10 protein-coding genes are annotated in these 11,792 nt (G+C 64.0%); 8 read left to right on the forward strand and 2 right to left on the reverse strand.

The genetic code is table 11. From position 1 onward, the window contains the following. Positions 1-526 precede the first annotated feature (526 nt). The 8 genes from H7X47_RS12190 to H7X47_RS12225 all read left to right on the forward strand — a co-directional run bounded on the left by H7X47_RS12190 (position 527) and on the right by H7X47_RS12225 (position 9,823). Complete coding sequence (locus H7X47_RS12190; RefSeq protein ID WP_193368965.1) at positions 527-2,017, forward strand: sigma-54 interaction domain-containing protein; 1,491 nt, start codon at positions 527-529, stop codon at positions 2,015-2,017. A gap of 424 nt (positions 2,018-2,441) precedes the next feature. Continuing rightward, entirely contained in the window at positions 2,442-3,530 is a 1,089-nt protein-coding gene (locus H7X47_RS12195) for a TRAP transporter substrate-binding protein (RefSeq protein ID WP_193368966.1), read from the forward strand. A 66-nt stretch (positions 3,531-3,596) separates the two neighbouring features. Continuing rightward, on the forward strand, positions 3,597-4,235 hold the full coding sequence (locus H7X47_RS12200) for a TRAP transporter small permease subunit (protein ID WP_193368967.1): 639 nt from the start codon (positions 3,597-3,599) through the stop codon (positions 4,233-4,235). A 5-nt stretch (positions 4,236-4,240) separates the two neighbouring features. Beyond that, positions 4,241-5,608 carry a TRAP transporter large permease gene (locus H7X47_RS12205; protein ID WP_193368968.1) on the forward strand — a complete coding sequence of 456 codons (1,368 nt, stop codon included), beginning with the start codon at positions 4,241-4,243 and terminating at the stop codon, positions 5,606-5,608. Between the two features lie 14 nt (positions 5,609-5,622). Next, positions 5,623-6,117 (forward strand): universal stress protein, encoded by a 495-nt coding sequence (locus H7X47_RS12210; RefSeq protein ID WP_193368969.1) that lies wholly within the window; start codon positions 5,623-5,625, stop codon positions 6,115-6,117. Between the two features lie 25 nt (positions 6,118-6,142). Beyond that, a complete protein-coding gene (locus tag H7X47_RS12215; RefSeq protein WP_193368970.1) occupies positions 6,143-6,583 on the forward strand; it encodes an SRPBCC family protein in 441 nt (146 codons plus the stop codon). Between the two features lie 16 nt (positions 6,584-6,599). Beyond that, positions 6,600-8,531, forward strand: a complete 1,932-nt coding sequence (locus H7X47_RS12220) for an acyl CoA:acetate/3-ketoacid CoA transferase (protein ID WP_193368971.1) — start codon at positions 6,600-6,602, stop codon at positions 8,529-8,531. 113 nt (positions 8,532-8,644) lie between these two features. Beyond that, entirely contained in the window at positions 8,645-9,823 is a 1,179-nt protein-coding gene (locus tag H7X47_RS12225; RefSeq protein ID WP_193368972.1) for an E22 family MetX-like putative esterase, read from the forward strand. A gap of 811 nt (positions 9,824-10,634) precedes the next feature. On the opposite strand, the gene H7X47_RS12230 is transcribed toward H7X47_RS12225, so the two are convergent. Both H7X47_RS12230 and H7X47_RS12235 read right to left on the reverse strand, forming a co-directional pair. After that, positions 10,635-10,970 (reverse strand): cupin domain-containing protein, encoded by a 336-nt coding sequence (locus H7X47_RS12230; RefSeq protein ID WP_193368973.1) that lies wholly within the window; start codon positions 10,968-10,970, stop codon positions 10,635-10,637. Beyond that, entirely contained in the window at positions 10,967-11,779 is an 813-nt protein-coding gene (locus H7X47_RS12235; protein ID WP_193368974.1) for an SDR family NAD(P)-dependent oxidoreductase, read from the reverse strand. Before H7X47_RS12235 ends, H7X47_RS12230 begins: the two co-directional genes overlap by 4 nt. Positions 11,780-11,792: the final 13 nt, after the last annotated feature.

Below are 11,792 nucleotides of genomic sequence, written 5' to 3' on the forward strand. Positions count from 1 at the left end.
CCGGTAGCTCGTCAGGCTCATAACCTGAAGGTCGCAGGTTCAAATCCTGCCCCCGCAACCAACAAAACAGGCCCCCAAATCGGGGGCCTTTGTCGTTGGTGGGGGCAGAAATCCAAATCCCCGCCCTCCCGTGACTGGGAAAACCCTCATACAGTTCCAATGAACGATTTCCCGGCCCACTGGGAGTACGGTCGAACTGTTTCGACGCGCAGAATTTGGTCTGGTCCCAGCTCATCGCGAGCGAATTGAACTGCCCGGACTGGCATCTGCTTTCGACCCGAAGCGGACCGGGAATTGCGCAGTCATAGAGAAAGCAGTTCCGCTATGGCCCTCGGCTGCGCCGCACCCTGAGCGCGACAAGCCGCTTGTCAAAGGAGAGCATTACAGAAGGCTTGGAATGACCTCCGGAAGAAAAGGTGGGCTGTTGTGCGGAAGTGAAGGCGGTGCTGTGGCAGCTTCGCGATGATGGAAGTCGGGAGCAATGGTGCTAGGATTGCAGCATCAAGAGGTCAAACCGGTAGTGCCCATGGACGCAAAAGAACCATCGAATAATGAGGGCTGGAGATCGGAGAAGATCCCGGGCATCCATGCCCGCGCGGTCGAGAGCCTTTTCGAAGTCTTCGAGACCATGTGCGACGGCGCGATCTCGGTGGACCGCAACGCCCGTATTGTCTGGATTAACGAGAAGTACCGCAGCCTCCTGGGGGTGGCCGAGGGGGACGACGTCCTGGGCCGGGAGATCGAGTCCGTCATTCCCGAGAGCCTGATGCGCGAGGTGGTGCAGTCGGGTAACCCCATCCCGGTGGACATCATGCGCTTCGGCAAGCGGCACTTCGTCGTCAGCCGCCTGCCGCTGCACGATGCCGGCGGCGCGGTGATCGGTGCGGTCGGCTTCGTGCTCTTCGACAATCTCGACTACCTGAAGCCCCTCATCGGCAAGTTCGAGAAGCTGCATAGCAAGCTGACGTCGATGGAGGCGGAACTCGTCGCCGCGCGGCGCACCCGCTACAGCATCGCCAGCATTGTCGGGGTCAGCGAGGCGATGGTCGAAATCCGGCGCCGCGCGCGCAAGGTGGCGCCCCTTGCCAGCCCGGTGCTGCTGCTGGGTGAAACCGGAACGGGCAAGGAACTGCTGGCGCAGTCCCTTCATGCCGCTTCGCCGCGCTCACAGCGCTCCTTCGTCGCCGTAAATATGGCGGCCATTCCCGAGGGCCTGGTCGAGGCGGAGTTCTTCGGGGTGGCACCCGGCGCCTATACCGGGGCCGAGCGCAAGGGACGGCGTGGCAAGCTGGAACTGGCCGACGGCGGCACGCTTTTCATGGACGAAATCGGCGACATGCCGCTGCAACTGCAGGCCAAGCTGCTGCGCGTCCTGGAGGAGCAGGCGATCGAACCCGTTGGGTCGAACGAGCTGCGCAAGGTCGATGTGCGACTCATCGCCGCGACCTCCCAGGATCTCACCGCCAAGGTGGAGGACGGCAGCTTCCGGCGCGATCTCTACTACCGCCTGAACGTACTGCCGATCCATGTTCCTCCCTTGCGGGACAGGCTCGTCGACATCAGGCCCCTGGCCGAGCTTCTGCTCGAGCGCATCGCCGCCGCCCACAACACGCGGGTCCGCGAGCTCGACAGCGCCGCCGTTCTGGTCCTGCAGGACCACGCCTGGCCGGGCAATATCCGCGAGCTGCGCAATCTGCTGGAGCAGGCCTGCCTGGAGACTGATGAGGACGTCATCTCCAGCGAGATCTTCCTTCGTTTGCTGCCCGGAGCGCGGCGTGCCGGCGCGGCGCGGCACAGCGCTCCCTCGGCTTCGCCGAGCCTGCCGCAGCGCCTCGCCAACCTGGAGCGTGAAGCGATCCGCGAGGCCTTGAGATGCACGAAGGGGAAGAAAGCGCCGGCAGCGCGGCTCTTGGGGATCTCCCGTTCCACGCTCTACGAAAAGATCAACGAGTTGAATCTGTCCGACTCTCGGTCATTGAGTGACCGAGATCCGGACATTCCAGAAATCCACAATTAATTCAAAGCCTTACCCGAAATCTGCGATGTGACTGTCCGATAAGCCGGACAGTCCGCCGGCGGTGGCGCGTCTCCAGCCTTTCCCACTAATGCCTATTTAATCAACGACTTGGCCGCCAGGCTGGCGTCTGGCACGGGGCTTGCTCTTCTGAGGGTAAGGCTCGCCGTCCCTATGAGCGAGCTGCAGACCCGCCAAGCGGGGAGGGAGGAGTCAAATGCCCCCATTTGGGCCGCCGTCTCGCACAGTCGGCGTCACCTATGGTGCCGATCGTCCGGAGTGCCGCCATTGCGCGGCGCGTCCCGGCGAGGCCTTCCCCTTTCCCGCCGCTCACCACAAGCAATTCGGAAGACCGCCTGTCCCGGTGGCGCCCTCCATGGCGCGCCATCGGCCGACTTGCGGGGAGACCAGAAAGGAACTCAGCAAGATGACGGAATCGAATTCCCTCACAGTCGCGCGCGCCTTGCGGCCGGCGGTGATATTGGGAGGCCTGCTCGCCTTCACCCTGGGCGCGGCCCAGGGCACTGCCGAGGCGGCAGAGAAAATTCGCTGGAAGGTGCCGGTGGCCTTCGGCACCAATCTGCCGGCCCTCGGCGACAACATCGTCTACGTCGCCGACGCGCTGAAAGCCGCTTCGGGCGGCGCCGTGCAGTTTAAGGTCTTCGAGCCGGGCAAGCTGGTGCCGCCCTTCAGCATCACCGACGCCGTGAAGGACAAGAAGATCGAAGCCGGCTACACCTGGATCGGCTACGACCAGGGTAAGATCCCCTCGGCACCGCTTTTCGCGGCCCGGCCTTTCGGCATGGAGCCCTGGGAATTCACCGCCTGGTGGTTTGACGGCGGCGGCAAGGAACTGGGCGAGGAAGTCTACGCCGAGCACGGCGTGCACCCCGTTCTCTGCGGCATCATCGGGCCGGAGACCGCCGGCTGGTTCCGCAGTGAGATCGACTCCCTCGACGACCTCAAGGGGCTCAAGATCCGCTTCGCCGGGCTGGGCGGCAAGGTCATGCAGAAGGTCGGCGCCTCGGTGACCATGTTGCCCGGCGGCGAGATCTTCCAGGCCCTGGAGAAGGGCGCCATCGACGCCTCGGAATTCTCCATGCCGGCCATCGACCAGAAGCTCGGCTTCGACAAGGTCGTCAAGTTCAACTACTTCCCCGGCTGGCACCAGACCTACACCGCCTTCCACTTCGTCGTGAACAAGGAAGTCTGGGATGGCCTGGAAGACAGCACCAAGGCGCTGATCGATATGGCCTGCACCGCCGGCGTGATGCGCAACCTGTCGCACGGCGAGGCGATCCAGGGTGCAGTGATCAAGGGCTTCGGCGGCAAGGGCGTCACCGCCGGAAGGCTGCCTGAGAACATCCTGCACGAGCTGCAGGGCATCACCAGGGAAGTGATGGAGGAAGAGGCGGCGAGGGACGCCCTCTTCAAGAAGGTCTACGAGTCCCAGGAGGCCTTTTCCGCCGATTACAAGTACTGGAAGGGCCTGGCTTACCTGCCCAGGAACTTCTGACCCTTGGCCCCCAACTCAGGTGTGCGGCAGCCTTTCGGCCTCAATGCGATGGAGAAGCAGGGAACCATGACCGACGATATCAGAACAGCCTCCCCGGCTGAGGTGGATCATCCAGACGATCATGACCGCCTGCATGAGTTGCTCCATCATGCCGAGCTGCCGCACACCGCCTTTTCTTCCAACCTTGACCGCCAGGTGCGCCGCTTGGGCTCCTGGGCCTCCTGGATCTGGCTGGCCCTGGTCGGTGTCATCGTTCTCAACGTCACGCTGCGTTACGTGCTGGGCGAGGGGCGGATCGAGTTCGAGGAGATCCAGTGGCATATCTACGCATTCGGCTTCCTCCTTGGGCTCGCCTATTGCATGGAGGCCGACGACCACGTGCGCGTCGATGTCGTCTATGAGCACTTCAGTCTGCCCACGAAGGCCTGGATCGAGCTCTTCGGCATCTTCTTCTTTCTCGTTCCCTTCGCGGTTCTGGTTCTCTGGTACGCGGTTCCCTTCGTCATCTACTCCATTTCGATCAACGAGGTTTCCGAATCGCCAGGCGGGCTGCCGGCCCGCTGGGTCATCAAGGCGGTGCTTCCGTTCGGCTTCTTCCTGCTGCTGGTGGCCACGCTCTCGCGGCTCAGCCGGGTGACAGCTCTGCTCTTCGGCTGGCCGGCGGTGCGGCCCCGGCCCGGCAAGAACACAGTGGCAAAGGGGTAACGGCCGTGGAATTCAGCGAAATCCTCTGCGTGCTCATGTTCATGAGCTTCATCCTGCTGCTCTTCACGGGCTTCCCCGTGGCCTGGGTCCTGGGCGGTGTGGCCGTGATCTTCACTCTGATCGGCTGGCTCGTCGCCGAGCATACCGACCTCTTGGCCGACTCCTTCTACACCATCGACTGGGCCTACACCTCCGCCGTGGTGGACCGCATCTGGGACGTGATGAAGAACTGGGTGCTGGTGGCCCTGCCGATGTTCATATTCATGGGGCTGATGCTGGACCGCTCCGGCATCGCCGCCCAGCTGATGAACAACTTCGTACGGCTCTTCGGGCGCGTGCGCGGCGGCATGGCGGTGACCGTCGCCCTCATCGGCATCCTGCTTGCGGCCTCCACCGGTATCATCGGCGCCTCGGTCGTGCTGCTGTCGCTGCTGGGCCTGCCGGTCATGCTGGAGAACGGCTATCGCCCCAGCTTCGCGGCTGGCGCGGTCTGCTCCGTGGGCACGCTGGGAATCCTGATCCCGCCGAGCATCATGCTGGTCCTCATGGCCGACCGCCTGGCCATGTCGGTAGGCGACCTCTTCCTGGGGGCGCTGATCCCCGGCGTGCTGCTGGGCGTGATCTACATCACCTACATGCTTACTTATGCTTGGCTTGTGCCGGATGGTGCGCCGGCGCCCGAGCACGTGGAGCCCATTACCAGCAAGGCGATCCTGGAGATGTTCTGGGCGGTACTGCCGCCGGCCGGGCTGATCCTGGCGGTGCTCGGCACCATCTTCCTGGGCCTGGCCACGCCAACGGAGGCCTCCGGTGTCGGCGCTTTCGGCGCACTGCTGCTGGCCTGGGCCAACAGGAAGCTGAACCTCACGGTGTTCCGGGAGGTCTGCGAGCAGACCACCAAGACCACCGCCTTCATCTTCGCCATCTTCCTGGGCGCGACTGCCTTCTCCCTGGTATTCCGGGGGTTGGGCGGGGACGAGCTGATCGAGGCTTTCTTGACGGGCCTGCCACTTGGGCCAAACGGCATCGTCATCGCGGTGCTCCTTTGCACCTTCATCCTCGGTTTCTTTCTCGACTGGATCGAGATCACGCTCATCATCCTGCCCCTGGTCGGCCCGGTGATCGCGAACCTTGGCTTCGACCTGGTCTGGTTCACGGTGCTCTTCGCGGTCTGCCTGCAGACCTCTTTTCTGACGCCGCCGGTCGGTTTCGCGCTGTTCTATCTGAAGGGCGTGGCGCCGACGGGCGTCACCGTGGCGCACATCTACAAGGGCGTGATTCCCTTCATCCTCCTGCAGCTTGCCGGCCTGGTGCTGGTCTTCATCTGGAAAGACCTGGTCACCTGGCTGCCGAGCGTCGCTTACGGCAACTAGAAAGGGGGCTTCCCATGGTGCTGCCGACAATGCGCCGAATCCTCTACGCTACCGACCTGGGCGACAGCGCACCCCGGGTCTTTGCCCAGGCGGTAGCCATGGCACGGCAGTTCGATGCAGGCATCGTCTTCCTGCATGCGATCGAGCCCCTGGGACCCACAGCGCAGACCCTGGTGCATAACATGCTGCCGCAGGAACAACTGCAGCAGCTGCACTCTGAAGGCTTGGCCAAGCTGCGCAGCGACATCAAGCAGCGCATCGACCGCTTCTGTCTGGCGGAGCTCGGCGGCGCGGCGGAGGAGGGCGTCGAAGACATCCGCATCGTCGATGGCCACCCGGCAGAGGTGATTGTTGAGCAGGCCCGCGAGCTGGCGCCCGACCTCATCGTCATGGGGACGCACAGCCACCCCGGCCTCTATCGCACGCTCCTGGGGTCGGTGGCGCGGAAGGTCGTAAGCCGGGTGGAGCGCCCGGTCCTGTTGGTGCCGATCCCCGAAGACGTGAAGTGATTTCTCTTCGTCCCGCTTGAGGAAGATGAAAGTGCCGAAACTGGTCCTGAAATCCGACGTCGCGCTGCCGCCCGAGCAACTCTGGCGCATCATCAGCGACTTTGCTGCGCCCAACCGCTGGAATCCCCTGGCGCAGATCCTGGCCTGCGACGGCGATCGGGTGGGCAGTATCCGTAGGGTCCAGCTGGCGGGCGCCGGCGTTTTCGTCGAGCGCTTGGACAGGCGCGATGACGGGCAGCGGATCTACAGCTACGCCATCGTGGAAAGCCCGCTGCCGATCTCCAACGCTTCCGTCGAGGTCAGGGTGACCGACAACGACGACGAGACGGCGACCATCGAGTGGACCGGCACCTTCGACTCGGAGGTGCTTAACGAATTCCTGGCTGTCAGGTCCTTTCAGCAGGTCTATCAGGGCGTGCTCGACAACCTAGTCTGGTCCGTCGGCAAGCGGAAGCAGGATCCCTGAGCGGGAGGGCGGCGGAATGAGAAACAAGGTCGTTTCGCTGGAGGACGCCATCGCGGTGATCCAGGACGGCGATACGCTCTGTACCTCGGGTTTCGTCGGGATCGGCACGCCGGACGAGTTGCTGTGCGGGCTGGAAGCGCGTTTCCTCGACAGCGGCCGGCCCAGGGACCTGACTCTTGTCTTCGCGGCCGGCCAGGGTGACGGCGGCGAGCGCGGCCTCAACCGGCTGGGCCACGACGGCCTGCTCAAGCGGGTGGTCGGCGGGCACTGGGGCCTGATCCCCAAGATCGGCCGCCTCGCCCTGGAAGGACGTATCGAAGCCTACAACCTGCCGCAGGGCTGCATCTCCCACCTCTATCGGGACATCGCCGCCGGCAAGCCGGGAACCGTTTCGCGGGTGGGGCTCGGCACTTTCGTCGATCCGCGCCTGGACGGTGGCAAGATCAACGCCGCCACGCCCGAGGACCTCGTGGAGGTGATTGAGCTCGGCGGTCAGGAGGCCCTGTTCTACAAGGCCTTCCCCATCCAGGTGGCCTTTCTGCGCGGCACGACCGCCGATCCTTCGGGCAACATCACCATGGAGCGCGAGGCGCTGGTGCTGGACAACCTGGCCATGGCCATGGCGGTGAAGAACAGCAACGGACTGGTGATCGCCCAGGTCGAGCGCATCGCCCGCCAGGGCTCCCTCGATCCGCGTCAGGTGGTGGTGCCGGGGGCCCTGGTCGACTGCGTGGTGCTGTCGCAGCCGGAAAATCACCGGCAGACCTATGCGACTTCCTATTCGCCGTCCTATTCCGCCGAGATTCAGGTTCCGCTCGAAAGCCTCGAGCCTTTGCCGTACGACCTGCGCAAGGTGATCGCCCGTCGGATCGCATTCGAGCTGCCGCCCAACGGCGTGGTCAACCTGGGAATCGGCATGCCCGAAGGCGTTGCCGCGGTTGCGGCCGAGGAGAACCTGCTGGACGACATAACCTTGACGGCCGAACCCGGCGTCATCGGCGGCGTGCCGGCGAAGGGGCTGGATTTCGGGGCGGCGGTCAATACCGATGCCGTCATTCACCAGAACCAGCAGTTCGACTTCTACGACGGCGGCGGTCTGGATCTCGCCTGCCTGGGCATGGCTGAATGCGACCACCAGGGAAACGTCAACGTCAGCCGCTTCGGCTCGAAGCTGGCCGGCGCGGGCGGCTTCATCAACATCAGCCAGAACGCGCGGCGCCTGGTCTTCGCCGGCACCTTCACCGTGGGCGGGCTGGTCGCGGGGCCGGAGGAGGGGAGGCTCGCCCTCTCCCAGGAGGGCCGTTCGCGGAAATTCATCGCGGCGGTCCAGCAGGTGACCTTCAGCGGCGCCCTCGCGGCGGCGCGGCGCCAGCCCGTGCTCTACGTCACCGAACGCTGCGTCTTCCGGCTCGACGAAGAGGGCCTGGAACTGACCGAGGTGGCACCTGGGGTCGACCTCGAACGGGACATCCTGGCGCAGATGGACTTCGTGCCGCGGGTCAACTCACCGAAGGAGATGGACCCGCGGATCTTCCTGCCGGAAGCGATGGGGCTGAGGGACCTGCTGCTCGACATGAAGCTGGAGGACCGCATCTCCTACGATCCGGCCCGCAGCACGCTGTTCCTCAATTTTGAGAATCTTCACATCCGGCGCAAGGCGGACATCGCGGCGATTCGTGACGCTGTCGAAGCGCATTGCCGCAAAGCCGGCCGGCTCGTCGACGTGATCGTGAACTACGGCTCCTTCCGCATCGACGAAGAGCTGACATCCGACTACGGAGAGCTGGTCCGTTATCTGGAGGACAGTTACTACAATCGTATCTCACGTTACGCCACCAGCGCCTTCCTGCGCATGAAGCTGGGCCGGATGCTGACCCGCCAGGTGGCGCCCCACATCTTCGAGACCCAGGACGAGGCGAAGGCCTTCCTGCAGAACGCCGGCCCATGAGCGACCCGTGCAACCACGGGCAGCGCGCCCGCCCACATAAGGTCACTTCGGTTGTGCCGTCTATTGGCTCATCTTGCAGAAACCTACAAGAGGGAACCCCAAGGAGGAAAAGCATGCTGAGAAGAACCGCTTTCCTGGCCGGCGCGATCTTTTTCGCCGCTGTCCCGGCTCAGGCCTATGAGCCGCTGGTGGAGAAGCAGAGCTTCACGATCCCGGAATTCATCACCCAGGGCGGGGCGCCGATCAAGAACATGACGCTCGGCTGGGAGGCCTACGGGACGCTGAACGAGGCCAAGGACAACGTCATTCTCGTCACGCACTATTTCTCCGGAAGCTCCCACGCGGCCGGCCGCTACACCGCCGACGACAAGGCGCCCGGCTACTGGGATCCGATCATCGGCGCCGGCAAGCCGATCGACACGGACAAGTACTACGTCATCTCGGTGGACACGCCGGTCAACCTGGGTGCCCACAATCCCAAGGTCATCACCACCGGACCGGCAAGCATCAACCCGGAAACCGGTAAGCCTTACGGCATGAGCTTTCCGATCCTCACCATCCGCGACTTCGTCGAGACCCAGAAGGCCCTGCTCGACCAGTTGGGCATTGAAAAGCTGCACGCCGTCATGGGCGCCTCCATGGGCTCTCTGCAGGCCTACGAGTGGGCCGCCACCCATCCGGAAATGGTGGAGCGCGTCGTTCCCGTAATCGGCGCTGGCTGGACCAGCGGCGACCTCATCGCCTGGCTGAACATCTGGGCCGCGCCGATCAAGCTGGATCCCAACTGGAACGGCGGCGACTACTATGGCGCGGAGCCGCCGCTGAAGGGCCTGGCCGAGGCCTTGAAGATCGTTACCCTGCATGCCCAGAGCCCTGAGTGGTCCAACGGCGTCTTCGGGCGTGCCTGGGCTGACGAGGCCAAGGATCCGGCGGACTCCTTCGATAACGTCTACAAGATCGAAGCGGTTCTGGACGGGGCGGGCACCGCGCGCGCCAAGACCTCCGACGCCAACCACTTTCTCTATCTGGTGAAGGCCAATCAGCTGTTCTACGCCGGCCACGGCAGGTCCCTCTACGAAGGCCTGCTGGCCATCGACTGTCCGGTGCTGATCATCCACACCGACGAAGACCAGGTTTTCCCCGGCAATGCGGTGCGGGAGACGGCAACGCTCATCAAGTCGGACGGCACGCCGGTCGAGGTCGTGGAACTGGAGGGCACCCGCGGCCACCTAGACGGCGTGCTTTCGATCGCGCAGGCCGGCCCGCAGATAGCAGCCTTCCTGGGCAAGTGAGGCGCCGTCACGCGCCAGTCGGCGATACGGCAGCTGGCCGCTGCAGCAGAAGGTCGTGCGGTGGCGCGGCCGCTGATGCTGCTCCCTCAGATGGCCGCTTATACGGCCCGGTCGCTGCGCGCTTGGCGAGTGGGATTCACATTTGCAGCCCCCAACCGTCACTTCCAGGTCCCTGTGACCAGCTTCGCTACGACGGACTCGCCTACCGGTATACACTGTCTTTGGTGTCGCACTCCTTGAAATCATCCGGAAACCGCTTCGGTCAGCGGTATACGTAGAAGGGGAACTGCTCGAACAGCAGCGGCAAGACATCAGCTTCGTTATACAAGGGAACAACAAAACTAAAGCAAATGTCCGAAGTCACCATAGTCGACCTCCACCAATCGGCACGCGGCGATTGTCGCTTTACATATGCCATGGGCCCTGTCTGTGTTGCGCCATCATGGACGCTAAATTCAGCTTCGGATGAATATTCTCATAAAGTTAACGATTTCTGACGACCTGATTCGACTTTATCGTAGCGCCGGCCTCGCGCCGTCCGACATATCCCCTTGCCCACCAGCGTCTGGTTCAAATTGGACCGCGTCTGGGGTTTCGGCACAGTTGATAGCGTGCCCCCGCAACCAACAAAACAGGCCCCCAAATCGGGGGCCTTTTTTTTGGCTCCAGGCGGTGGGGCCGGAACCCGCGACCTCCTGTGGTTCTGAACCTCCTCATAACTTGAAGGCTTGCGAGCGACCGTGGCCCCAGTGGGGCCGCGTAAGCGCCAGCAAGGTCGAAGCGCGCCTTAGCGCGCGCAGACTGCGCAGCTTCAAATCCCGCCCCCGCAACCAACGATCACCTGACCGTAGCCGTAGAGCCAGCGGCTTGTTCCCTGATGGATGTTGCGCACCGAATGCACTGCACGGGCCGGGATGAAGACCTCGTCGCCCGGTTCCATGATCGCGACTTTGCCGTCGATCTCCATCTCCAGGCGTCCCTCGACCACAGCGACTAGTTCGTCGGTCGCATGAGAGAAGTCTTCCCAGCGCTGGCCCGGCGGGTCGACGAAGAGGTCGCAGGAGAATCCGCGCGCTTCCCACTCGGCGGCGACGGCCGCGCGGTCGACGGGCGGGGTGAACTTATGCGTTTTCAGTAGTTCTTTCATCGGTTGGCTGAAATGCCTCCGTCCACATAAAGGACCTGGCCGGTCACGAAGTCGGCGGCCGGGGAACAGAGAAAGACCGTCGGCCCCGCGACATCGACCGGCTCGGCAATGCGGCCGGCGGGGATGCTGGCGCGCAGTTCCTCGGCGAGCTTGGGGTCCGCCATCTTCTCGCGGATCATCTCCGTCATCACGTAGGTCGGCGCTACCCCGTTCACGCAGATGCCGTGCTGCGCCAGTTCCAATGCGTGCTGGCGCACCAGCATCACCAGGGCGCCCTTGCTGGTGCAGTAGGCAGAGTAGCCGCGCCCGAAGAAGCCGCGGTGCGAGCTGACCGAGAGCATATGCACCTGCTTGCCGCCGCACCCGGCGGCGATCTGGCGCCGCGCTACTGCCTGACCCAGGAACATGGCCGACTTAACGTTGGCGGTATAGACCTCATCGAAGGAAGTCTCGGTGACGTCGACCATGGCTTCCTCGATGTTGATGCCGACACAGTTCACCAGAATATCCGGGCCGCCGAAACGTTCGGCCACGCGGTCGACAGCGCCCCGGATTTCCGCGGTCTGCGTCGCGTCAAGAACCTCGGCGCCGGCGTCATGCCCCGCGGCCTTCAGCTTCTCCGCCAGCGCCTCGCCCCTGTCGCGATGGCGGCCGGCGACCACGACCCGCGCGCCCCGCAGCGCGAGCCCCCAGGCAATGGCCTCGCCCAGGCCACCATAGCCGCCGGGGATGAAGGCAGTCTTGCCGGTGAGGTCGAAGTCCGGCCCGAGGGCGGCAGTGAAATCGACCGTGGGCGTCATCTGGTCCATGAGGGCGGCTCCA

It is taken from the genome of Pelagibius marinus, assembly GCF_014925385.1.
Classification (GTDB): domain Bacteria; phylum Pseudomonadota; class Alphaproteobacteria; order Kiloniellales; family Kiloniellaceae; genus Pelagibius; species Pelagibius marinus.